Below are 22,845 nucleotides of genomic sequence, written 5' to 3' on the forward strand. Positions count from 1 at the left end.
GGAGGGACTATTTTCGGATGGGGGTAATCGTTCTTCCACGCCTTGACGGAGCGGACCGGAGGAGCGGCACAAAACAAGAACGTTCCGCTTGTGTTCTCATGGGTTTCATCCTAGAACGGGCAGACCAGTCAAGGAGAATGTATCGTGGTGAAATCAACTGAGAACGTGGTCCCCTTCAACGATCGGCAGAAGGCTCTGGACGCCGCGCTCTCGCAGATCGACAAGGCCTTCGGAAAGGGCTCAGCGATGAAGCTGGGCCAGAAGGAGGCCATCGAGATCGAATCCATTCCGACGGGTTCGCTGGGCCTCGACGTGGCGCTCGGGATCGGCGGCCTTCCCCGTGGCAGGATCGTGGAGATCTACGGCCCCGAGAGCTCGGGAAAGACGACCCTCACCCTGCATGCGATCGCAGAAGCGCAGAAGCTCGGCGGAACGGCCGCCTTCATCGATGCGGAGCATGCGCTCGATCCGGTCTACGCGAAGAAGCTCGGCGTGGATGTCGACAATCTGATCGTGTCGCAGCCGGACACCGGCGAGCAGGCGCTCGAGATCGTGGACACGCTCGTTCGGTCCAATGCGATCGACATCCTGGTCGTCGATTCGGTCGCGGCGTTGGTTCCGCGCGCCGAGATCGAGGGTGAGATGGGCGACAGTCATGTGGGCCTTCAGGCCCGCCTGATGAGCCAGTCGCTGCGCAAGCTGACGGGTTCGATCAACCGCTCGAAATGCCTCGTGATCTTCATCAACCAGCTGCGCATGAAGATCGGCGTGATGTACGGCAACCCGGAGACGACCACCGGTGGTAACGCATTGAAGTTCTACGCTTCCGTCCGTCTTGATATCCGCAGGACCGGAGCGATCAAGGACCGCGACGAGGTCACCGGCAACTCGACCAGGGTGAAGGTCGTGAAGAACAAGGTGGCTCCGCCGTTCAAGCAGGTCGAATTCGACATCATGTATGGCGAAGGCATCTCGAGGCTCGGCGAGATCATCGACATCGGGGTCAAGGCCGGTGTCATCGAGAAGTCGGGCGCATGGTATAGCTACGACAGTGTCCGCATCGGTCAGGGCAAGGAGAACTCCAAGACCTTCCTCAAGGAGAATCCGGACATGGTCGACCGCATCGAGGCGGAGATCCTGGGAAAGAAGGACGACGTCGCCGAAGAGATGATGTCGGGCGGACCGGAGCCGCTGGACGATGGCGCGGAATGAAGACCGAGAGGGACGGGCCTCGCCCGTCCCTCTCACCCCCATGCAATACCGTTTCATGCTCGCGCTGCAGGCGCGGCTCGAGGCGAACCCGGACATAGGCCCGACCTATGCCGATCTGATGCATGACCTCGGACTGAGGTCCAAGTCGGGTGTGGCCCGGCTGGTTTCCGAATGCGTGGAGCGCGGTCGTATCCGGAAGCTCTCCAACAGGGACAGATCCCTTGTCGTGCTTCATCCCGTATCGGGATCGGAGGAGCCGGGGCAGGATCTGATACGCAGCTTCTCCGATCGCGAGCTCATCATGGAGGTCCAGAGGCGGGGCCTCATGATCTTCAAGGGAGTGCTGACGGAGAATCAGGCCATCCGGTGACATCTGTCAGCCGATGGCCTTTTCCCTTCCTTCGCATGATCTGCATTCCTCCTCGCTCACGAGAGGAGCATCGAGATAGAGTGCGACGTGGTCCTTCAGACGCCGTGCCTTCCTCACGACGCACCCGTCGAGGATCGGGTGATCGACGATCTCGCGCACATCTTTCGACCTCATCGCCTGGAGGGACGTCTCGGGCAGGTCGTATCCTTTCAGACGGAGGATCCCTTCCTCGTATCTGACCCGACCCTCGGTATCGAGAGAGGCGTTCATGTCGATCATTCCGTCATGAAGCGCGTAGGAATGCTCAGGGGAGTTGTATTCCCGTCTGTCTACGAAATGCTCGAGGAAGATATCGATGTCCGCCCTGTGTCGCGCCATCAGGAGCGAGGGCCGCGATGCGACGATGTGTTCCCGGTGATGACGTCTCTTCTGGACGGCCACGATCTTGCGTAGCGATTCGAAGGCGTCACCGTTGCCGCCACTCTTGAATATCAGGTCGGTCCTCAACTGGTGCGATCTCAGGAATTCGTCCTTGGCGGGGAACTCGATCTGATACGTGACGACTCTGCTGTCCCACAGGGGAGCGCCGTGGCCGCCCTGGAAGTCCTTGACGATGATGGAGGTCAGGGGAATGTCACCGAGGATCGCCTCCACCCGCCCGTGCAGATCCTCTTTCTGCCTTTGGAACTTGGCCTCGTGGATATGGAGGCAGCTGGTTGTCAGCATGATCTTCTCGACAGCGACCGCGATCGCACTCTCGTTGGCATGGGGCCAGATCATCTCGCCCATGTCGAAGGTGCCGCCTTTCGGATCCGTGATCGTGATGCCATACCAGCCATGGGGCCTCTTGGCGGGACCCGATAGCATGCCCAGCCTCTCGTAGCTCGGCATGGATGGCTCGTCTCCCTCGGGGATGCGTTCCAGTTCGGCCCTGACGCGTTCATGGAGCTGATCCAGGGTTGCCTCTCCGCAGCCCATATCCTCACGACTCTCGTGGATGCCCTTGCGGAAACCGCTGAGCCAGAAGACCCCGTTCATCGAATAGGATCCGAAGCTCTCCGTCCGCAATTTCATCGCCGGACCGTTTATAGGTATGTCGACTCCGAGCCGGGGCGCGTTACCCAGATCGTGCATGAAGTGCGAGATGCGATCGGTCTTGATGATCGCGTCCTCGTCCTTGTCTTTCCATGCCTGCATGGTCCTCAGGTCCGTGCAGGCCTTGTCGATCAGGTATTCGGCGATCTCTGCGACCGTGTTCGCGGTTCCGTCGAACGGCCGGCCGGCATAGTGATGATCGCGGATGATGTCGCGATAGTTCATGCGGATGCCTCCTTCCTGAGGTCGTCTATGATTCGTGAGACCTGAGCGGCATCGGGGCGGGATGCCATTATGGTCCCCAGGTCTCTCGTGCCTTCTCCGGACTTCAGGTGGATGATGGACTGATCGGTCCGCTTCTCGATCCTGCCTACGAGGCTGGTCTCGAACACAGGATGATCGATGAGGCTTCGGGCGCTTCTCCCGACGAGCCCCGTCCTCATGGCGTCGGGCATTGTCCCTTCGAGGACGACCTTGCCCCTATGGACGATCGTCCTTCCGGAAGGTGCCTCCACGGAGATGAATCTGGTCTTGGCAGGAATGGTTATACGGCCCAGTTCATGGAATGTGGTATCCGGGAGGACGCAGGACCCGGCCGGGTGACGCATTCTCTTCCTGAGATAGTCTCGCAGTCCTTCCAGGGGGACGCTGGAAAGAACACTCGCGGAGAGACTGGAATGACGTTCGGCATGGATGCCATCGAGACGCTTGATTTGCATTCTGCTGGTCCAGGCACGCGATGTCGGCCGATCGGGTCCGCCCCAAGGCGTATCATCCTCATCGCACGAGAAGTGGATGTCCGCCTTCCTGATGCGAGTTATGGTGCACTTCTCCGCTCCCGGAAGATCGACCAGGATCGAGAGAGGCTGGCCCATGAGGAGAGACGGCACCTTTCCCGGGAGGGAATTATCGAGGTGATGGACGTTCCTGGTGAAACTGATCGGGCCGCCCTTGCCCATGCTTACGCGCTTGAGCCAGACACGCCCGCGATCGTCGGATTCGATCGTCAGGGAAAGCGCCGGATGTCTCGTATGGATGCTGACGCTCCCCGTTCTGCCGATTCCGTCGATCTTGCTCCAGTCGTCCGGCCCGAGATCCTCGAGATGCGGAACGACGAGAGGGTGGAAGCCGGCCATGCCTCCCGATGCGATTGGGAGGACACGGGTGCTGGTCATATTTTTCCTCTACTCTACCTTCCAGTCGATGGGCTCGCGACCGTGTCGGGAAAGCCATTCGTTCGCCTGACTGAACGGCCTGCTTCCGAAGAATCCGCGGGTTGCGGACAGCGGGGAAGGATGGACGCTCTCTATCACGTGGTGCCGCCTGGCATCTATCAGCGTCTTCTTCTTGCGGGCAGGGTTGCCCCAGAGCATGAAGACACAGGGAGGAGAGTGGTCGCTGACGTGGCTTATCACCGCGTCGGTGAAGAACTCCCAGCCCTTCCCCTTGTGCGCGAGAGGCCTGGACTTCTCGACCGTGAGGAGCGTGTTCAGCAGGAGTACCCCCTGATCGGCCCAGCTCTGGAGGTATCCGTGCCGAGGTGGCTCGTGCCCGAGATCGGACTGCAGCTCGGCATACATGTTGCGCAGTGACGGAGGAATGTCGCATCCCTTCTGGACGGAGAAGGCCAGTCCGTGCGCCTGACCCGGTCCATGATAGGGGTCCTGCCCCAGGATGACGACGCGCACCTCCATGGGATCGACCGACTTCAGCGCCGCGAAGATGTTGTGCGGCTCGGGGTATATCTCGGCGCCTTCCGACGCCCGCCAGTTCAGATAGGTGGCGAGATCCACGAATCGCCCGGTGTCTACGACATGACCGAGAGCATCCGACCATTCGCCGAGTCTGGGCTTCGGGAGACCGGACGAGGTTGGAATGATCATTGCGGGACTCCTGCGAAGAGGCGGTCTATGTCGATGGGATGGACGCCTGGCCCGAGAACGAGAGAGGCGACGTGCTGACGCTCGCTCACCGGATCCCTTCTCTCGATCCAGCTGGTGTCCAGATGGAGGGTCGGCGCCGATCCGTCATCTTCTCCCTGGGGGATGATGGCCAGGCGATAGAGCATGCCACGGCGTGAGATCACGCTCATCTGGTTGGAATGCTGGAGCCCCAGACCGCTATGCTCGTAGAGGAAATCATGACGATGCAGTGCCTCCTCGATGGAGGGCAGCAGCCTCAGCACCATGTGACGATGACGTGCCAGTTCCAGTTTCATGCGGTGTATCTGGCCGAGAACGTCCTCCGTGAAGGAGCGATAGGCCATGACGCAGAAACCGCTGTGCAGGATTCTGGTCATGGTCTCGTCATTGTCATGGCGTGAGCACGTCTCGTCGAATCCGTCGGGCACGGACAGTACCGACCTCAGCCCCTTCGGCTTGCCGAATCCGGAGCTCGTCCTTCTCTTGTCCGAGGCGCCCTTCCTCTCGAGGCTCATCATGTTGACTTCCCTTCTATCCTCGTCACGGGCTCATCGGGTGCTCCGATGACGAGGACCGTTATCTGGTCGTTGTGGACGGATCTGGGCCTGTAGCTCACTGCGATGCCGTCCTTGCCGAAGTCGTGACCGTTCCAGTCCGAGCCGGCGAGAGCGACTATGGAGTATTGTCCGTTCGCCAGGGGGAACCGGACCCGCCCACCGGGCTCGAGGAAGACGGTGGCATCGGGTATTGCGACGCGTTCGGAATGTCCTTTCCCCAGATCGGAGAGCGTCACGATCTTGCGCGTCGAGGAATCCGATATGTCCCATATTTCGAACTGTCCGGAATCTTCCGGAAGAGGTCTTCCTTCTTCTCCCCAGTACACCATGTTGGCAGGGTACTCGGAGACAGCTGTCGGGATGGGGTCAGTCGACACGGACCCGGAGGAAGCGATCGCTTCGGACGGTCGGGACCCCTGCGATTGTGGTATTTCCGGGCTGTCAGCGGAGACCTGCCCACCGGGATTGAGGTTCAGCCCGGTCATTATCGAGCAGAACAGGACGAACTGCACATAGGCATGTGCCTGACCGGTTCTTGCTCCCTCCTTCTTTCGCGTTGTCATCGGAGGGCGCTCAGTCGGCGAGATGCCGGGGAATGGAACTCTCTGAAGCATGTCTTCCCGCGGACGTTCCGGTCGCAGGGTCTTGCACGCAGTTGGACAGGGCCAAGGCCGATCCGATGACGAAGCCGAATCCCAGGCTGCCCAGGAGACTGGGATTGCCATCTCGCTTGTTCCGCGGTGTCATGTCAGAACGTCAGGACGGCCACTGACAGTGCGATCACCAGCAATGCCGCCATGAAGACGTCATCGTTCCTCTTCATGGCGCGCCATGCATATCGGCCGCAGGTCTTGAGGCGCGTCGCGCTCATGATGACTTCTCCGTGTGATTCGCCTTCTTTTAGGATGGCGACGCGGTTAAGGGAAGCATCAAGGTTGATCATGCCTTCTTGCGTCGGGATCCGGCCTTCCGGCCACCCGAGGGATATTTCCTTCCTCCGGACTTGGAGGCGCCCGAGGACTTTCCCCCGTATTTCCTACCCCCCTTGGGAGCGGAGCGGCCGCCCGTATTGCGTTTGGGAGAACCTCCGCGTCCACCCGGGCTCGCGGGCAGCTTGCGCTTGACCGGAGTGCGCCGGAGGACATCGATTTCCTGCCTGAGGCCGCTGACGTATTCCCTCCAGATGTCGGGCATCTTGGAGGGGTCCTTTTCCACCTCCCTGAGACGTCTTTCCAGATCCGCAGTGGCGACGACGTCCACCAGCCTGGAGGACTCGCTGCGCAGGATGTCCACGAAATCGCGTGCGCGCTGGGTGGATATGATCTTCTTGCCCTCGATCCTGGCGAAGTCCCGGTATTTCAGCTTCTCGATGATCTCCTGACGGGTGGCCTGGGTGCCCAGCCCCCCGTTCGATAGGAGGTCCCTTATCTCGGAATCCTCGTCCTTCGATCCGGCATTGAGCATCGCCTTGAGAAGCGTTCCCTCCGTGTAATGCGGCGGCGGCTTCGTCGTCTTGGTCTGGGCCTCGACATCGAGGGATCGAGCCCGCTCCTTGTCGCTGACCGGAGGCAGGATGGCCTGATCCTCGTCCTTCTTGGAGGACTCGGTAGGGTCCTCCTGACCGCTCCAGACGGCCTTCCATCCCATGACGTCGATGATCGTGCCGCCGGTCTTGAAGACGAGACCTGCAAGCGTGGTGGACACTGTCGTCCTGCGGCCCTTCGCATCGGGCATGAGCGAGGCGAGGAAGCGCCTTGCGATGAGGTCGAAGAGATCGCGGGACGAGGCGGCGAGCCTGGATGGATCGCATGCCTGGTCCGTCGGGATTATGCCGTGGTGGTCCTCGACCTTCTTGTCGTTGAAGACCGTATTGCGATATTCGGGCGTGATGTCCGCCAGGCTCTTGAAGTCCGGATGGCGACGCAGGGCCGAGAGGTGCTTCGGCATGTCCTTCTTGAGATCGCTGGTGAGGCAGCCGGTGTCGGTCCTCGGGTAGGTTACGAGACCGGCCTCGTAGAGCTTCTGCACCTCGTCCAGGGTTCTCTTGGCTCCCCATCCCCACTTGCGTGATGCCGCCATCTGCAGCTCCGGGAGGCTGAAGGGAGGACTCGGCCGCATGGTGACCGGTTTCGTCTCGACCTTCAGGAGGCAGTCCTGCTGGCTTGCGTCGCGCGCCATCCGCTGTGCTTCCTTGGGATCCAGGATGCGGCGACTCTCGGAGGGTCGGTGGAAGAGGTCGAACTCGCCGCCGGCGGCCCGTATCGGTGCTCGCAGCTCGTAGTAGTCGCTGGGCCTGAAATTGGCGATCTCGTTGTCGCGATCGACCAGGATCGCGAGAGTCGCGGTCTGGACGCGCCCGAGAGACAGGACCTTGTCCCCGTATTCGACCAGCCTGATGTTGTAGAGGCGCGAGAGGTTGATGCCGTCCGACCAGTCCATCGCACCGCGCAGCTTGGCGGCGGTGTAGAGCGACTTCTTCTGGCTGTCGTCGATCAGTTGGCGTACCGCCTTCTTGAGGTGATCCTCACCGAGTGAGGATGTCCAGAGACGCTGCGCCCCCTTCTTCCACCCTGCATGATCGAGCAGATGCCAGGCGATGGCCTCGCCTTCGCGTCCCGCGTCGGTCGCGATGACGATCTCGCTGGCCTTCTTTATCAGGCCCACTACGACCTTCAGCTGGGCCGTCTTTCCGTCCTGTGGCTTGCGCTTGAACTGCTTCGGGATGATCGGGAGATCCTCGAGCTTCCACTTCTTGTAGCGCTCGTCGTATTCATGGGGCATCAGATCCTCGAGGAGGTGACCGATCGCCCATGTGACGACCTCGTCCTTCCCGATCTTGATGGAGCCTCCGCTCTCCTGGCCGCCTCCGAGTGCCTTGGCGACCTTCCGGCCCATGTCCGGCTTCTCTGCGATCCATACTCTCATTGACCCATTATAGGATGCAGGACAGTGGAACGAAAGCGGTACTCAGCCCTCAGAGTCCTCCACGGACATCTCCGGTGTCCATGGGTGCAACGCCCAGTGCAGGAGTGCCTGTCGGGTCCCGTCACCGGGGGACATGTTCTCCAGCGCCTGGCGGTCGTTGGGCGACCAGCGGTTCCGGAAATCCTTCCATCGACCGATCTGGTCTTCATCCTCATCGAAGCGTTCGCCCGCGTCGAACCGGATATACCATTCATACCAGCCGCGGGGATTGTCGTTGGTGAGCCAGCCTCGCTGCTGCCATTTCTCGCGGCTCATACCGGAGTGGACGCCGAAGGCGTTGTTCGACTTGTCCTTGTCGCCGGTGGAGTGCTTCAGGACCTCCTCGGGGATCCCCTTGTTGTCGTCCAGATCGTCGGCGAAGTAGGCGCCGCCGAACACACCCAGCCGGGCCATCGTCTCAGGAGAGAGATCGGGCGTGAATTCCGGATGATCATCGTAGCGACGTCCATCGCATGTGATATCGGATCTCTGCGGCTTGTTCGGCATGTCCTTTTCCTTTCCTTTACCGGAATCGGGGACATGTCGATGTGCTCAGGAGTCGACGGTCCTGACCGTCCAGTCCCTTTCCAGTGTGATGGCGCCGTCTGCGATCGCGCGCTGCATTCCCAGCTCGGCACGGGAGACACGCCATCCTTCGTCGAGAAGACGCATCTTCAGGCGCATTGTGGAGGATATCCCGCCGATGAGTTCGAGTCGCTCGGCGATCTCATCGTGGGTGGGAATGGAATCGACGTCCCGCGGCGGGGCCAGGAGGAGGCTCGCGGACCGCAGGGCTTCGACCCCGTCGATTCTCGCCTCATGGCCTTTTTCGGTGAGTGTCTCGGCACTGCGACGCGATTCCACCATGCCCTCGAGAGCGGCTCTCTCGGTCCGGGAGAGCGACTGGTAGCGATCGCGATTGCCGTTGCTCCGGTCGGCGCCGAAGACATGGAGGAGCAGGGACCCCCGCAGGCGGATGGCACGCTGCTCCTCCATCTGGGTCAGCCCTTCTTGACCAGATCACGGGCCAGACGGACGCCGGACCAGGTGTCGATGCGATCGGCGGTCTCCTTGTCGTCGACGAGCGTGATGCCGAACTGCGGCGAATACTGCCAGTTGAAGATCATCGGATCCTTGTCCTTCTCGATGATCACGCCGATGTCGGAGGGCTCGCTGTCGGTCGTGCTGAAGGTGAGCGCGACGGTGTCGTAGTCGTTCTGCGACATCATGCGGGCCACCTCGGCCTCGATCTGAGGGAGTTGCTCGTCGTTCATGATCTCCAGCCTGATCGCCGAAACGCTGCGATCCTTGTGGACGTAGATTCCGACATGGCGCCCGCCCGAGGCGAGTTTTGCCCTCTCGGGGGTGACCTGCGCGAGATAGTAGACGAGCGCGAAGGGCAGAGTGGGGTAGTTCATAATGTGCTTTCTCCTTTTGCTGGCTTCTAGGATGCGGTTCCGTTTTCTCCAAACGGAGGTTGCCTGACGGACGTCGCCGGGCGATACTGGGAGCATGCTGTCCTCATGCCTCGAAATCGATCTATCGAGACCACGCGGTATCCGAGGCGGAAGGCTACCCTACTTGGCGAGAGGCCCCTCGTTCTCCGGGGGCGTGAACCTGGTCGGCCCGGAAGAGCGGATAGTCGCCGCTGCAGGTGACCGTGTAAGAAGATCCCGGACCGGGACATGGACGATCGACTTCTCGGACGTCGCCCTCCGGAAGGAACTCGACGATCTCCTCCCGCGGGTGGCTCGTGAGCTCGTGGTTCCGGAGGTCGTCGACCTCATACCCGCAGGCTCCTGGTTCGCCAGCCTCGCCAATCTGCTGGTGGCATCGTCCTGGAACGCCCTGAAGAACCCCTTCATAGAGTCGAGCGGGGTCTGCGGCGAGTGCGGTGATCCGGGAAATCTCGAGGGTCACGAGAAGTGGCACTATGATCCGGCATCTGCGGTGCAGAGCCTGGAAGGAATCCGCTGCCTCTGCTCCAGATGCCATGCGACGCAGCATCTCGGACGTGCGAACGTCGTCGGGAACTTCGGTGGCGTTTTCAATCGTCTGTGCGCCCTGAACAGGATCGAACCGTGGGAGGAGCAGGAGTATCGTGACGCGATCTTCTCCTTGTTCGAGCAGCGCTCCAGGATCGAGTGGGCCATCGATGTCTCCGATGCAGTGGCGACCCTCGGTCATCTATCCCTCAAGGCGGACGTGCTCTTCGCCGGCGACGGCTGGATCCACAGGCCCGCCAAGGACATGAGGGACGATACCGCGGTCAGGCTGGTGGGCTGCGACATAGGGTTCGACGGCAAGCGTCTCGTCCTTGTCCCCGAGGGGGATCTCTAGGTCGCCGCGAGAGCCTTCTCTATCTCTTCATGCAGGAAGGATATGCCCTTGCTGTGAGGCGCGATGATCTCGCGGGTGACCGGCCAGTCCTGTCTCTCGGAAGGGTGGGTGTCACCGTCCTCCGGGGCCTCCGGATTGATGATGCGCCACATCTCTCCACCGCTCGCGGTGATGATCCCCCCTTCGAAGGGGTAGCGCACGCTCTGGTTCGAGAGGAACTCCACGCCCTCGTTGTCCTTCATCCAGAGTTCGTAGAAGAGGCCGGAATCCGTCCCGTGCGCATTCCCTTCGGGAGGTTCGTCGCTGGGCCTGCTGAGTGCGTCGCGCAGGTCCTTGCCGATCGCCTGGAGAATCTTGCGACCGCTGAGGTGATCGAAGCCGGGAATCGGCTCCTCCTTGCGTTTTCCCCAGGGCTGCAGCCGGTCATCGATCTCGGACTGTCCTGTGATTCCCATTCTGCGAAGCAATGGCTCCGCCATCTCGATCATGGGATCGGTGATCGGGGTCCCTCTGTAGCCGTGCCGCTGTTCGAGATACTTGGCGGCCTCGGTCTTTCCTGCATACTTGCGACCGGTCAGACCGATGATCTTCGGCTTGTTCATCTTCTTCTCCTTGATTCTCGTCCTATCTCGCCCTGCCGGAGGACAGGATAGCGAGCTTGGAAGCATTGAGGGCGCGCTTCAGACGCTGACCGATGATGACGTCGGGGTGGCCGTTGTCGGTCATGTACCCCATCCATGCGACGATGTAGTCCGTCATCCGGTCGGGATCACCGCTGGACATGACCATCCGTGTGGATTCGAATATGGGGGACCTCTCGTCCGAGGCCTCGTCGAGCATAGCGATGCAGACGGACCGTCCGGCCATAAGGGATATCAGGGTCTTTGCCTCCCTGTGGGCGAGCCGGTCGTCGTCGGTGCGGGGAGGATAGTTCGTGTCGATCGTCTCACGGGCGATAGGATCGAGACCCCGCAGGCCCCTGGACCGTGCCCGCCGCGTCAGCATCCTGTATTCGCGCACGTAACGGCCGATGAAGATGTCCGCCTTCTCCTGCCCTTCGGGCCAGCCGCCGGCGTCTATCACGTCGATCGCCATCGCGATGGCGTTCACGTTCGACGGCAGCGATCTCCCGATGGCGTGTCCCACGGCATCGGCCACGTCGTTGCTGTCTGATTCCGGATATTGCGAGAGGCAGACCCGAGCCAGCAGATCGATGGCCTCTCCGTATCTTCTCGTCTTGGTACTGTCGTTGGACATCCGGCAACCATAGCCTCCCGGTCCTGATCTAGGAAGGATTTTCAGGATGGTCTAGGCGACCGGTCTCGAGCGCATGTCGAAGAACCGCTGAGAGGGGACGAACGACCCGTCCTCCATCCAGAACCCCCACTCCCTCGTCCGCTCTCCCATGATCCACAGCGTTATCACCGGTTCCTCTATGAGAAGGCGGTGTCTTTCCTCGGCCTTGCGCAGGACGACCGAACCGGGGACGAGAATGCGGCTGCCGCTTTCGAGTTGCTCGCTGATCGCCCCGTGCAGGAGGATGCTCATGTTGTCACCGGGATGGTCGTGGAGTTCCGGATCGTAGTCGGATCGCAGGATGTGGTGGATGTAGACGCTTCCCCGGGTGCGATCCTTCTCGAGGAACCAGCGGTGCATATACGCCTCCCCGTATTCCTCCAGGACCTGGTTCGGGGCGTTCGCGGCCATGTGGCTGCGCGCCATCGAGAGAAGCGCCGTGGTCACGAACGAGGGCAGTATCGTGTTCTCCTTCATCGTCCTATCTCTCGTTGTTCGTCCCCGGTGCAGCGAATTCGCAGCTTGTTGCCGTTGGCGGATTGATCGTGGATTGCGTTTCGGATGAGGAAGTCGGGAAAGGGTGCTCCTTCGACGACGTCTCCGATCCTTCTGCCCTTGATGCTCAGCATGAGGGCCTTGGGAAGAGTGACGCCCGGTATCCGCAGTGAGCCCCGTCTCCACAGGATTCCTCCCGAGAATGCGACCGTCGCGACGATCCTTCCCGATGTGATGGTCTTATCGTCAATCTCGAGGGTTATCCTCTCGGCGGTTCCGGATCCCGCGGTGATCGGTCCGTCTATGACCCCGCTCCTGCTGCCTCCGAGCATTCCCTTGAGATGCCTGTCGAAATCGGCGAGTATCTGATGCAGTCTCGCTTCTCCGTCATGGTCCAGCGAAGCCAGGACCGAATGCGTTCCGGCATCGATCGTGTAGACGCGCTTACGCGCCGATGGACTTGCCTGCATGCGGTCCTCCTTCTCAATTCTGCGCTCTTATGATCTCCGCCATGTCCCGACGCAGTGACCGCACGTCGAGCGTTCCGGCCTTCCTGTAGCGGAGGGTCCGGTATCCCGCGGACGTGGTGAGCGAATCCCTCTCCCGGTCGCGTGACGAAACGTGGCTGGAGTCGTCCAGCTCGACGAGTAGGCGTGCATGGCCTTCCTCGTCGGCGATGACGAAGTCGATGATCTTGCGATCGAACCGGTTCCTCAGTCCGAGACGCTGTTTCCCGTCCACTCCCGACTTGATGTCCATGACCGCCCCCATGCTCACCTGGGGGCAGACGATGTAGGGCGTGTCGGAGAGCGCTCTGACGAGCTTGTGGTACATGACCATCTCGTGCCGTGTCATGAGCCGCTTGCGCCTGTAGGGTGAGAAGGCGTTCCCTCCCCCTGCGTGCTTCAGCAGGAGCAGGGCCAGTATCACTCCCGCGACGCATAGGAATATGATGAGGCCGTCCGGCATGCTCAGCCGAACATGACCGTGACGATCCAACCGATCGCCAGCCCGAGCAGGATGGCGATAAGGACCTTCTTCCAGGACAGGGGCTGCTTCGTCGCCATCTTGGTGACGGCCTCCATTGCGACAGCTTGGTTCTCGCGCCGACGCCTTTCCTCCGCCTCCGTCCTCTTCGATCCTATCGCGGCCAGTCTCTCCTCGAGAGTCCGGTCATCGCTGGGAGCGGTGGCCCGCGGAGCCGCACGTCGCTCCCTGTCATCCACCTGACGCCGGGCTCTCGTCGGCGGAATGCCGTGCTGGTCCGCCGCGATGACCGCCTGTGCCCATTTCGAGCCGGGGGCGATCTGTTTCATGCCCTCTTCTCCGAGGACGCTACGGGACCGTGTCGGGACGGCATTTTCCATTCCACCCTCATCGAGCCATGCGAGGTAGCGGACATGCAGCTCCTTCTGGCGTTCTTCGATGGGGATCGGCCGTCCGGGCTGGTACAGGTAACCCAGTGGATCGTCGTTCTTCCGGTTGCGCATCACGATCGGAATGTGCTGCATCACGCTCGTCTCGCGATTCGGAGAGGAGCGGAGACGCTCGTCGAGCCAAGGGTCGACGATCAGGCCGTTCTCGTCCTCGAGCCAGGTTCCGCTGAACGAGCCGCCCCCGATCCATCCGGCGTTCCATCTCTCTTCGTCCTCATGCGGGAAGACGATGAAGACATCGACCTCCCCTTTGCGCAGGGAAAGCGCGGGATGCTGGAGCGCAAGGATCGCGTTTCCGTCGCGGGCGTGTTCCGCATCGATCGAGTCGAGGAAGAGCGTTATGCCCTGGATGTCCGTGAGGACGTCCGAGACGGATACGGGGGCGGTCGTCTGGTTCATGCCATTCCCAGTGCTGCTTTGTAGGTGTCGAGGATCATGTCCTGCTCGGTCCGGTCCTCGGGCTTCATCTTCCGGAGACGGACGATCTGCCGCATGATCTTGGGATCGTAGCCGACGGCCTTCGCCTCGGCGTAGACGTCCTTGATGTCGTCGGCGATTCCCTTCTTCTCCTCCTCGAGACGCTCGATGCGCTCGATGAGGAGGCGCAGGCGGTCATCGCTCGCACTGGCTCCGTCGTTCTTCTTGTCGGCGAAGGGGTTGTCGTTCTCTTGTTCGGCCACGGTGGTTCCTTTCCTGTTCGGCACGATGCCGTTTTAGGATGAAGGAGCTTCCGGACCAAATGCGGAATAGGTGGTGCTGGAAGCAGGAATCGAACCCGCGGCCTCATCATTACGAGTGATGTGCTCTACCAACTGAGCTATTCCAGCGTATCGCCCCTCTAGCCGTCGGGGCATCGGTGTCAATGCGTCATTGATCGGGTCTTATCGCCCTGCTTCGTCCGGCTCTATCGGCCGGAGGGGGAGTTGGCGCCGTCACCACGGGGGCAGGCGGTCCGGCGTCGGGCGTGACGGAAGGAGGCGGTTCGCTTCCCGCCGGCGTGGCGATCTGTAGGCTCTCCGACGGTGTCATGCGCATGTCCGGTGCGCTGACCCGCGGTGTTGCGACGGTCTCGAACCCAGCAGGGCGACCCTTCACGGCTTCGGTCATGTATTGCGAGAATATGCGGGCCGGAGCACGTCCTCCCTGCAGCCCGGGGACCGGTTTGGCGTCATCCCTCCCGACCCAGACGCCGGTCGTGAGACCGGATGAGAAGCCGAGGAACCAGCCGTCCTTGTTGGAATTGGTCGTTCCCGTCTTGCCCGCGACAGGTCTTCCTATCGCGGCTGCACGCGATGTGCCGCTCTCGACGGAACCGCGCATCATGGAAGCCATGTTGGCCGCGACCTGCTCGGTGACCACGATCTGCGGTTGCGGCGTCTCGTGTCGATAGACGACCCGTCCCGACTGTTCGATCCTGTCGATCCCGTATGGAAGCACGGACTTCCCTCCTGCGCCCACTATCGCATAGGCCCGGGTCATATCGATCACGCGGGCCTCGGAGGTTCCCAGAACCATGCTGGGAGAGGTGTTGACGGGGGTGGAGACGCCCATCCGGTGTGCCATCTGGGATATCCTTTCGGTGCCCAGCTTCTGTCCCATTCTGGCGGCGACTGTATTGAGCGAGAAGGCGAAGGCGCTCTGCATGCGCATGTTTCCGGAATAGCGGCCCGAGCTGTTACGAGGCGACCAGTCACCGATCGTTATGGGACCATCGAAGACGCGGCTGTTCGGACCGTAGCCGGATTCCAGAGCAGTGAGATAGACGAACAGCTTGAAGGAGGACCCTGGCTGCCTCTTCGCCTGTGTCGCCCTGTTGTAGGTGGAGGTGGCGTAGTCGAGTCCCCCGACCATGGCCCTGATGGCGCCGTTGTCGTCCATCGACACGAGGGCGGGCTGTGTTCCATCTGGCGCGCCCTCCTCGACAGCGGATTGTGCGAGATCCTGCAGACGACTGTCCAGGGTGGTGTAGACGTCTATCCGGCCGACCATGTCAGGCTGTATCTCCTCGATCTGAGGCTCGATCCAGTCGATGAAGTGACGACTCCCGGTGCGATCCTTCTTTTCACGTTGGAGATCGAGTTCGGGCATGGCTGACGAGGGATCGGCCTCACGGTCCTGGCCGGTCTCCCGCATGACGGCGAGCACCACCCGCATCCTTCCCTCCGAGGCCTCCACATCGGCCGTCGGAGCGTAGTCCGAGGGCGCCTTGACGAGACCGGCCAGAAGAGCCGCTTCAGGGGTTGTGAGCTCGCTGGCGGGATGACCGTAGAAGGTCCTCGATGCGGCATCGACGCCATAGGCGCCTCCGCCGAAATAGACCTTGTTGAGATAGAGCTCGAGAATCTGCTCCTTCGTGAACTTGCGCTCGAGAGCGAGCGCGACGATCATCTCGTCCAGTTTCCTGCGAACGTCATACTGACGATCGAGGAAGAGTGTCCTTGCGACCTGCTGTGTGATCGTGGAGGCGCCCTGCAGGCGCCGTCCCGTGTTCCTGTTGTCCCATGCGAATTTGACGGCGCGAGCGAGCGCTATGGGATCGACGCCCTTGTGATCGCGGAAGCGCCTGTCCTCGATCGCGACCATGGCCCTGCGCATCGATACGGGAATGTCGGTATATTCCATCCACTCGCCGTATTGGGGCCCCTGTGAATGCAGCAGGACCTTGTCGGCGGAGAAGTATCTGACCGTCGTCCCTGTGGGACGGGATCGTATCTCGTCATAGGACGGCAATCGTCCCGTTGCGTCATGGACGACCCAGCTCACACCCGAGGCGACGCCGGCTGCGAGCATGGTTGCTATGAGCGCCGCCCAGAAGGAGAGGCGCAGCGTCAACCGCATGTATCGGCGTAATCTGCCGGGTTGACGCTGCGCCTCCATCTGTCCTTACTCCTCGTTGCCGCGGCGCGGGCGACGGCTCGGACGGAAGTCGTCATCCGACTCGTATCCGCGGTCGAGGCCGACCGGGGACGCGATGGAGCTCGCCTCGTCGGTCTTCACGGTCGCGTCGCGATCGGAGACGCGCGTGGTGACCATGCTGTCGGCATCGGGGGCATCGCCATCGGCAGCCGCGACGTGCTTGCTGGCGTCGACCGAGAAGGGCGAGGAGGCCATGTTGCCGAGCGAGCTTCCGTCGATGCCTACAGAGGCCAGCAGGCCCTTCACGATGGGGCTGGCGGTCTGGTAGCGCAGAGCGGCGCTGGTCAGCTCGTCTCCGAGACCGGTCGCTCCGCCCGTGGTCACACCGTCGCGGATCAGGCCGTTGCCGCCATTGCCACCGAGACCGGAGATCTCAGCGATGCTGATGCCGTCGATCTTCTCGATCGGCTTGCCGGCAGCCTCGATGATCGCAGGCAGCTTGTCCATGAGGATCGTGCGCTCCTGGGACAGCAGGTGCTCGTTCCCGAGCAGGTTGATGGCCTCGTTCTTGGCGCGGATGCCTTCGGCCTCGGCGAGTGCGACGGCCTCGATGCCCGACGCACGGAGCTTTTCCGCTTCCGCATCGGCTTCCGCCTCGATCCGCTTCGCCTTCGCGCGGGCCTCGGCCGCATCACGCTCGGCGTCCGCCTGGACGGTCACCTTGATCGCGTCCTGCTCGGCGTTCTTGCGGGCCTCCACGAGTGCGATGCTCTTTTCGCGTTCGGCAGCGGCCGTTTCCTGAGCGGTCTTCACGCCTTCCTCGGCCGTGATTGCCTTGGCGCGTGCCTCGTCTGCTTCGGCGCGTGCCGCGCTTTCCTCGCGAGACTTGTTCGAGACAGCGATCTTGCGATCCTGCTCGGATACCTCGAGGTCACGCTTGGATTCGATCTCCTTGCGCTGGGTGTCGAGTTCGGTCGCGATACGGACCTCCTCCGATTCACGCTTCTGCTCGGACCGCCGCTTGGCGATGTCCGCCTCCTGGCTCGCACGCTGGGTCTCGATCTCGCGCTGCTGTGCGAGCTCCGCGAACTCGACTTCCTGACCGATGCGCAGCTCCTGCTCCTTCGCTTCGCGGTTGGTCTGCGCGATCTTGACGCGGTTGTTCGCCTCGATCTCGTTGGTCTCGAACTTCTTCTCCTCGACGATCCCGACGATCTTCGCACGTCCGACGGCGTCGAAAGCGTTCGAGTCGTTGAAGAACCTGAGGTCGGTCTGATCGAGGTCGGTGAGGGAGACGGATTCGAGCTCGAGTCCGTTGGTCGTGAGATCGTTGGCGACCGTCTGCTGCACCGCCTGGACGAATTCGGCCCGTTTCTCGTGCATGTCGTTCATGGACATGCTGGCGGCCACGGAGCGAAGTCCGTCGACGAGCTTGCCCTCGATGAGATCCTTCAGACCATCGGGATTGAGCGTCCGCGAGCCCAGCGTCTGCGCCGCCGTCGCGACGGAATCCGCATCGGGCTTGACCCGCAGGTAGAACTCGGCCGTGGCATTCACGCGGAGCTTGTCGAAGGAGATCATCGCGCTCTCGTCACGTCGTTCCACCTTGAGCTTGAGGGTGTTCAGATTGACGTCGAGAACCTCATGGAAGATGGGCATGACGATGGCGCCGCCGTTGAGGACGACCTTCTGGCCGCCCAGACCCGTCCGGACGAATGCGCGTTCCTTTGTGGCGCGCCTGTAGAGGCGTGCGATGACGACGCCCACCACGATGAGGCCGAGCAGGATGATGCCGGCGTAGATGAGTGTATTCATTAGTCTTATTCCCCCTTTGATTGGGCTTGGTGGTAAGGATGTCTTCAGATTGAGAGCAGCGAGCGGGGCTCTGCCGGGTGAGCTATCGAAGGCTCGCCCTCCTGCCCGATCTCGAGCAGGTAGACCTCGTCGCCTGCATGCGCTTCTTGGCCGGGAAGCCCCATGACGACCATCAGGCTGTGCCTGGTGCCATGGATGTCCCGCACGAGCGCCCGGGCCGGACTGGTATGGGTGGCAACTCCGATCTCGATCGTGCCTCGGCGACCCTGCAGGCTCCTGATGCTGACGGCTTCCGTATGGTCACGCGGCATCACGCGACCTGCCAGTCTGGAGACCGGCTGCCATGCGATCCATGCGACCGGAAGGGTCGCGATACCGGCAAGCCATGCGGGAAGCATCCCGGTGCTCTCCTCGAGAAACTGCTGGCCTGCCAGACCGATGAGCGAATAGATCATCAGGAAGAGCGCGAGCGCCGCGAGGAAGGGAAGGCGCCCGGGATTGACCCAGTCGATGATACTGATGCCATTGATGCCTGCATCGGCGTCTATGTCCATGTCGATGGAAGGCGCGTCGACACCCACCTCGAAATCGAGTCCGAGGAGGCTGACTGCCCCGATGAGGGCCATGAGGACGAGCGATATCGAGAACGGCATGGTCTCGGGCTGCGAGAGGAATATGAGGGCTTCTGTCATCATGTGATTTCCAAGTGCATTATAGGACGCAATTCCGGCTTGCGGAAACGCGACCGGGTCAGTCGGAGACGAGGCTTACCGGTGCCTCGGCGATCTGGACCGGGCATCGATCCTCGTCGTGATGACCCTCGTACCAGGTCTCACCGTCATGATAGGCCACATAGTCCGTCCCGCTCTTGGAACGGACCTTGACCGTCTGGTTCTTGGCGACACCGAAGGTGGGCTCGCCGCTGCTGGTCTTGTCGATCATCAGTATTTTCCTTCCTTCTCGAGTTCCGCGATCAGCCAGTGCCATGCGTCGGGCCGATTGTCCTTCAGCCATTCTAGTGCGCGGTCACCGTCGATGGTGCATTCGAATCCACCATCAGAGCGGCTCACGTGTTCGAATACCTCTCTGACGTTGGAATCGTATTTCTCCGCCATGAGGGCGACATCGTCCGCTGGCTGCTCTCCTCCCCAGTCGCATCGCGCGAGATCGAGAAGCCAGCCGTGGTCCATCTGCAGGAGGATGGGACGGGCATCGAATTCGGTCCGGGCCCGGTGATCGTCGCTATGGACCTCGGCCCGGATCGCCCCGTCTCCGACGGGGGTCCCGTCCGCCTTGCGGATCTGCCGTATGTCGACCCGCCAGTCGCCGAGCTCCGCCCCTCCGAAGGTGATGCCTTCCGTCTCGAAGGAGACATGGGTGTTGTGCCCCGCATAGGTGATCAGCGCGAGTCCGATGACGCCTTGCATGGCGCCGACGGTCATGGGCTCGCTGTCTCCGGGGGAAATTCCGTCCGTCTTGTCCATGCGTTCGCGGACGCGCTCCATGTTGAGGAATACCCAGCGCGCCCATGCGGCCAGGGAAGCGTCATCGAGGTCCTGGACCCGGGTGGCCCTGTCTGCATCGGACATGATCAGCACGGTATTTCCGTCTTCGATTGCCGCGAACTTGCTCCGCAGGCGGTTGATTTCGCCGAGAACGAGGTCTACCTCCTCTCCGCCGAGGGAACGCAGGGACTCGATGGACCGCTCGACGGCCTCCATGTCCTCGGTGTCGAAGGGAGAAGTGGACCTGCTCCTCTTTTCCCGTCCTTCTACGTCGGTACCGTCTAGCCATTCGAGCAGGATGGCCACGTCGTCGGCGAGAGGTCCGTCCTCCTTGAGCCCGCGCATCCCGGCGAGTGCGATCGAAAGCTCTTCATCCGAAGGCCTTTCGGTCTCGTCCTCGTCTGCCGCTTCGGCATCGAGGCGCCATTCGACCTCAGCCAGCGCAGTCTCGACGTAGCTGTCGAGGCTGATGAGAGAGCCTCCGCGGTCGGCATGGCTCTTCCCGGCCGAGAGCCAGCCTCTGAGGCCGGTCATGGCTCCATTGACCTGGTCGTGGCTCGGAAGGGTGGTCTTTTCCTTTTCCATGGATGCGTTCCTTCGCTGGTTGGGGTCAGGCGGCCAATGCGGTCGCTATGCTGTTTCCGACGGCCTGCCCGAGGCGGCACGGCACGGCATTGCCGACCTGCCGCAGTCCATCGCCCCAAGACCCCGAGAAACGATACCCGTGATCGAAGTCGGACAGAGCCGCGGCTTCTCGCACGCTGTAGTGACGATGGTATTCATGGCCGGGGACCGAGGATACGACCCCGAGCTCACCGCCACTGACCCCGTGATCACCTGCACGGTGCGTCTTGGAAGGCCTGTCGGCATCTGATCCGGTGTGCCCCTTGTAGGTCTTGAACTCGCGTGGTGCCGGCTCGTTGTTAGGCGCGTCTGACGGGATGTCCGCCAGCACGTCCCGCACGGTGCGCCACGGTAGGAGCCGAGGAGCGAACATGTCGCGCGGCTGGCGGTTGTGACGCTTCATCCATGCCAGGCCCTCCTTGTCGGGAGTCTGACGTTCGATGCCGTGGCGGTCCCAGTATTCCCCTGTGAGCCATTTCTGCTCCATCAGTTCGTATTCCCCATGGGTCGCCTCGGGAGTGGTGTAGTCACCGGTGACATCGTCACGGATCCCGATGATGAAGAGCCTCTTCCGCCGCTGACCGGTTCCGTAGTCGGATGCGACCAGCGTGTCGACATGGACACGATAGCTGGGATCGAAGCTCTGACCGGTCATGAGGATGTCGCCCAGCCGCCTGGAGTCCTCTTGCCATTCGCCCGGTCGTGCGATGGTGGGAAGCGAGAGAGCACGCGTGAGGTAGGTGAGGTAATCGGCGTGGGCGCTGGCCAGGTTCGGCACGTTCTCGAAGGCGAAGGCGCGAGGCTTGAGCTGCGACACCGTCTCGATGGCCCACGGCCACAGATTGCGTTCGTCCTTGGCACCGCGGTGGAGGCCGCCGACGCTGAATCCCTGACAGGGAGGTCCGCCGGCGACGAGATCGATCTCTCCGCTGACGTCGGAAAGGTCGCAGGTCTCGATGTCGGCTTCGCGGATGTCCCAGCCCTGGACCAGTCGATGGCCTTCCTGCTGGTTGAGACGAATAGTCTCACAGGCGTCACTGTTGTTCTCGACGACGACCTCGTGCTTGAATCCGGCTTCGGCCAGTCCGAGACCGAGGCCGGCCGCTCCCGCGAAGATCTCTACGCTGCGCAATGTACTGTTCATAGGATACACCTTTCTTCTTGGGTTTCCTGCAGGCGCATCGCGTGCTAGGGGGATTTATGATACGCTCCTATCGCTTCAGAATATGCATGTCCGAGAGGATAGGCTGTGCATTTGAGGCGGCGATTTCTTGCTCGAATCAGCTTTACAATGCTGCACTGGAGGAGCGGATTGGCAGTTGGAGCAAGGCCAGAAATTCTATCACGAAATTCGATCAGTTCAGATCGCTAACTCAGGTGCGTTCCGATGATCGTAAGATAGCTGGCTATGCTGTTTCAATGCTACGCACACCACTGACTCAAGTAGACGAAGCATTTAAGGGATTTTTTAGGCGCCTAAAGCGTAATGGAGCTAAGGCGGGATTTCCACGGTTTCGCAGTGTCGAGCGTCTGCGCAGTTTTGGGTTTTCTGAAACCGGAGGATGGAAGCTGAAAGGCAACACTCTCAGAATGAAGGGTCTGCCGTCGGTTCGCTTGAAGATGCATCGAGAGTTGGCCGGGAAGCCAGTGACCCTGACGATCAGAAAGGATGGTCGTGGTCGCTGGTTCGCGGTGATTGTTACTCGCCTGCCATCGGTCTTTGGCCCAACAGCTCAAGGCTCTGTCGGATTGGATCTGGGGGTAGAGAATGTGGCGATCGACAGCAACGGCCTTTCTTATGGCAGGATCTGTCCTGATCGTAGCGCAGATCGAAGGCACGTCGAAGACGCCCTTTCCCGTCAGAAACGCGGTTCACGACGTTGGAGACAGACCCAAAAAAGGCTTGCGCGACAGCGTTCAAGAGAGGCATCCGCACGTCGAACAAAGCATTTTCAACTGGCCAGCCGAATTGTCGAGTCAGGACCGCAAGTCATCTGTATTGAGAAGCTGGAGCTACGCAATATGACGCGCTCTGCGAAAGGTACGATTGCAGAACCAGGAACGAACGTGAAGGCCAAATCAGGACTGAACCGTTCGATTCTTGACACCGGCTTGGCACAATTCATCCAGATTCTTACCGATAAGGCTGAGAGTGCCGGTCGGTTGGTGGTGACCGTCGACCCCAAGGGAACCTCGCAGGAGTGTTCCGACTGCGGGGCGACTGTCACCAAGACATTGGGACAGCGATGGCATTCCTGCCCCTGTGGCGCAGAGTACCATCGCGATCACAACGCGGCACGCAATGTGCTGCAGCGGGGCGTAGTGGTCCCGTTACGGCAGGCCGCTTAGCGGCCTCGT

Annotated in this window: 27 protein-coding genes and 1 tRNA gene; 4 read left to right on the forward strand and 24 right to left on the reverse strand. The window is 61.5% G+C overall.

Annotated elements, in window-relative coordinates; all coding sequences use genetic code 11:
• The first annotated feature begins 144 nt into the window (after positions 1-144).
• Both recA and Q0602_RS10995 read left to right on the forward strand, forming a co-directional pair.
• A complete protein-coding gene (gene recA, locus Q0602_RS10990; protein WP_298842899.1) occupies positions 145-1,212 on the forward strand; it encodes a recombinase RecA in 1,068 nt (355 codons plus the stop codon).
• Entirely contained in the window at positions 1,199-1,582 is a 384-nt protein-coding gene (locus Q0602_RS10995; protein WP_298842901.1) for a hypothetical protein, read from the forward strand. Before recA ends, Q0602_RS10995 begins: the two co-directional genes overlap by 14 nt.
• A 6-nt stretch (positions 1,583-1,588) precedes the next feature.
• Here Q0602_RS10995 and Q0602_RS11000 read toward each other — a convergent pair whose 3' ends face one another.
• From Q0602_RS11000 to Q0602_RS11045, 10 genes are all read right to left on the reverse strand, one after another.
• Entirely contained in the window at positions 1,589-2,902 is a 1,314-nt protein-coding gene (locus Q0602_RS11000; protein WP_298842904.1) for a hypothetical protein, read from the reverse strand.
• Positions 2,899-3,852: a hypothetical protein gene (locus tag Q0602_RS11005; RefSeq protein ID WP_298842907.1), complete on the reverse strand. Its 954-nt coding sequence runs from the start codon at positions 3,850-3,852 to the stop codon at positions 2,899-2,901. Before Q0602_RS11005 ends, Q0602_RS11000 begins: the two co-directional genes overlap by 4 nt.
• 9 nt (positions 3,853-3,861) lie before the next feature.
• On the reverse strand, positions 3,862-4,560 hold the full coding sequence (gene ung / locus Q0602_RS11010) for a uracil-DNA glycosylase (RefSeq protein ID WP_298842909.1): 699 nt from the start codon (positions 4,558-4,560) through the stop codon (positions 3,862-3,864).
• Positions 4,557-5,117, reverse strand: a complete 561-nt coding sequence (locus tag Q0602_RS11015; RefSeq protein WP_298842912.1) for a hypothetical protein — start codon at positions 5,115-5,117, stop codon at positions 4,557-4,559. The genes ung and Q0602_RS11015 overlap by 4 nt, the downstream gene beginning before the upstream one ends.
• Positions 5,114-5,719 (reverse strand): hypothetical protein, encoded by a 606-nt coding sequence (locus Q0602_RS11020; protein WP_298842915.1) that lies wholly within the window; start codon positions 5,717-5,719, stop codon positions 5,114-5,116. Before Q0602_RS11020 ends, Q0602_RS11015 begins: the two co-directional genes overlap by 4 nt.
• Positions 5,720-5,904: 185 nt before the next feature.
• Positions 5,905-6,027, reverse strand: coding sequence for a hypothetical protein (locus Q0602_RS11025; RefSeq protein WP_298842919.1), 123 nt, complete (start codon positions 6,025-6,027; stop codon positions 5,905-5,907).
• Positions 6,028-6,095: 68 nt separating this feature from the next.
• Positions 6,096-8,081, reverse strand: a complete 1,986-nt coding sequence (locus Q0602_RS11030) for a DNA topoisomerase (RefSeq protein WP_298842922.1) — start codon at positions 8,079-8,081, stop codon at positions 6,096-6,098.
• Between the two features lie 42 nt (positions 8,082-8,123).
• Complete coding sequence (locus tag Q0602_RS11035) at positions 8,124-8,627, reverse strand: hypothetical protein (protein WP_298842925.1); 504 nt, start codon at positions 8,625-8,627, stop codon at positions 8,124-8,126.
• A gap of 45 nt (positions 8,628-8,672) precedes the next feature.
• Positions 8,673-9,116, reverse strand: coding sequence for a hypothetical protein (locus Q0602_RS11040; protein WP_298842928.1), 444 nt, complete (start codon positions 9,114-9,116; stop codon positions 8,673-8,675).
• Between the two features lie 5 nt (positions 9,117-9,121).
• Positions 9,122-9,538 (reverse strand): hypothetical protein, encoded by a 417-nt coding sequence (locus Q0602_RS11045; protein ID WP_298842931.1) that lies wholly within the window; start codon positions 9,536-9,538, stop codon positions 9,122-9,124.
• A 163-nt stretch (positions 9,539-9,701) separates the two neighbouring features.
• On the opposite strand from Q0602_RS11045, the gene Q0602_RS11050 reads away from it, so the two are divergent.
• Positions 9,702-10,460 (forward strand): hypothetical protein, encoded by a 759-nt coding sequence (locus Q0602_RS11050; protein WP_298842934.1) that lies wholly within the window; start codon positions 9,702-9,704, stop codon positions 10,458-10,460.
• Here Q0602_RS11050 and Q0602_RS11055 read toward each other — a convergent pair.
• From Q0602_RS11055 to Q0602_RS11120, 14 genes are all read right to left on the reverse strand, one after another.
• A complete protein-coding gene (locus tag Q0602_RS11055) occupies positions 10,457-11,062 on the reverse strand; it encodes a hypothetical protein (protein ID WP_298842937.1) in 606 nt (201 codons plus the stop codon). The genes Q0602_RS11050 and Q0602_RS11055 overlap by 4 nt on opposite strands.
• Positions 11,063-11,084: 22 nt before the next feature.
• Positions 11,085-11,717 carry a hypothetical protein gene (locus tag Q0602_RS11060; protein WP_298842940.1) on the reverse strand — a complete coding sequence of 211 codons (633 nt, stop codon included), beginning with the start codon at positions 11,715-11,717 and terminating at the stop codon, positions 11,085-11,087.
• Between the two features lie 51 nt (positions 11,718-11,768).
• Complete coding sequence (locus tag Q0602_RS11065) at positions 11,769-12,233, reverse strand: hypothetical protein (RefSeq protein ID WP_298842943.1); 465 nt, start codon at positions 12,231-12,233, stop codon at positions 11,769-11,771.
• Positions 12,230-12,721 (reverse strand): hypothetical protein, encoded by a 492-nt coding sequence (locus tag Q0602_RS11070; protein WP_298842945.1) that lies wholly within the window; start codon positions 12,719-12,721, stop codon positions 12,230-12,232. The genes Q0602_RS11065 and Q0602_RS11070 overlap by 4 nt, the downstream gene beginning before the upstream one ends.
• 13 nt (positions 12,722-12,734) lie before the next feature.
• A complete protein-coding gene (locus Q0602_RS11075; RefSeq protein WP_367276964.1) occupies positions 12,735-13,220 on the reverse strand; it encodes a DUF2726 domain-containing protein in 486 nt (161 codons plus the stop codon).
• 2 nt (positions 13,221-13,222) lie between these two features.
• The gene (locus Q0602_RS11080; protein WP_298842953.1) at positions 13,223-14,086 is read right to left on the reverse strand and encodes a hypothetical protein; all 864 of its coding nucleotides are present in this window, start codon (positions 14,084-14,086) and stop codon (positions 13,223-13,225) included.
• On the reverse strand, positions 14,083-14,367 hold the full coding sequence (locus tag Q0602_RS11085; RefSeq protein WP_298842956.1) for a DUF2312 domain-containing protein: 285 nt from the start codon (positions 14,365-14,367) through the stop codon (positions 14,083-14,085). The genes Q0602_RS11080 and Q0602_RS11085 overlap by 4 nt, the downstream gene beginning before the upstream one ends.
• A 71-nt stretch (positions 14,368-14,438) precedes the next feature.
• Positions 14,439-14,514 (reverse strand) — tRNA-Thr (locus tag Q0602_RS11090).
• 40 nt (positions 14,515-14,554) lie between these two features.
• Entirely contained in the window at positions 14,555-16,564 is a 2,010-nt protein-coding gene (locus Q0602_RS11095; RefSeq protein ID WP_298842959.1) for a transglycosylase domain-containing protein, read from the reverse strand.
• Positions 16,565-16,570: 6 nt separating this feature from the next.
• Positions 16,571-18,358: a flotillin domain-containing protein gene (locus Q0602_RS11100; RefSeq protein WP_298842962.1), complete on the reverse strand. Its 1,788-nt coding sequence runs from the start codon at positions 18,356-18,358 to the stop codon at positions 16,571-16,573.
• A gap of 44 nt (positions 18,359-18,402) precedes the next feature.
• On the reverse strand, positions 18,403-19,053 hold the full coding sequence (locus Q0602_RS11105; RefSeq protein ID WP_298842965.1) for an OB-fold-containig protein: 651 nt from the start codon (positions 19,051-19,053) through the stop codon (positions 18,403-18,405).
• A 55-nt stretch (positions 19,054-19,108) separates the two neighbouring features.
• Positions 19,109-19,300, reverse strand: a complete 192-nt coding sequence (locus Q0602_RS11110) for a hypothetical protein (protein WP_298842968.1) — start codon at positions 19,298-19,300, stop codon at positions 19,109-19,111.
• Positions 19,300-20,448 carry a hypothetical protein gene (locus Q0602_RS11115; protein ID WP_298842973.1) on the reverse strand — a complete coding sequence of 383 codons (1,149 nt, stop codon included), beginning with the start codon at positions 20,446-20,448 and terminating at the stop codon, positions 19,300-19,302. Before Q0602_RS11115 ends, Q0602_RS11110 begins: the two co-directional genes overlap by 1 nt.
• 25 nt (positions 20,449-20,473) lie before the next feature.
• Positions 20,474-21,631, reverse strand: coding sequence for a DNA cytosine methyltransferase (locus Q0602_RS11120; protein ID WP_298842976.1), 1,158 nt, complete (start codon positions 21,629-21,631; stop codon positions 20,474-20,476).
• Between the two features lie 56 nt (positions 21,632-21,687).
• Here Q0602_RS11120 and Q0602_RS11125 point away from each other — a divergent pair, with 56 nt between their 5' ends.
• Positions 21,688-22,836: a transposase gene (locus Q0602_RS11125; RefSeq protein ID WP_298843443.1), complete on the forward strand. Its 1,149-nt coding sequence runs from the start codon at positions 21,688-21,690 to the stop codon at positions 22,834-22,836.
• The last annotated feature ends 9 nt before the right edge of the window (positions 22,837-22,845 follow it).

This window comes from uncultured Salinicola sp. (assembly GCF_937921195.1).
In the GTDB taxonomy this organism is placed as follows: Bacteria; Pseudomonadota; Gammaproteobacteria; order Pseudomonadales; family Halomonadaceae; genus Salinicola.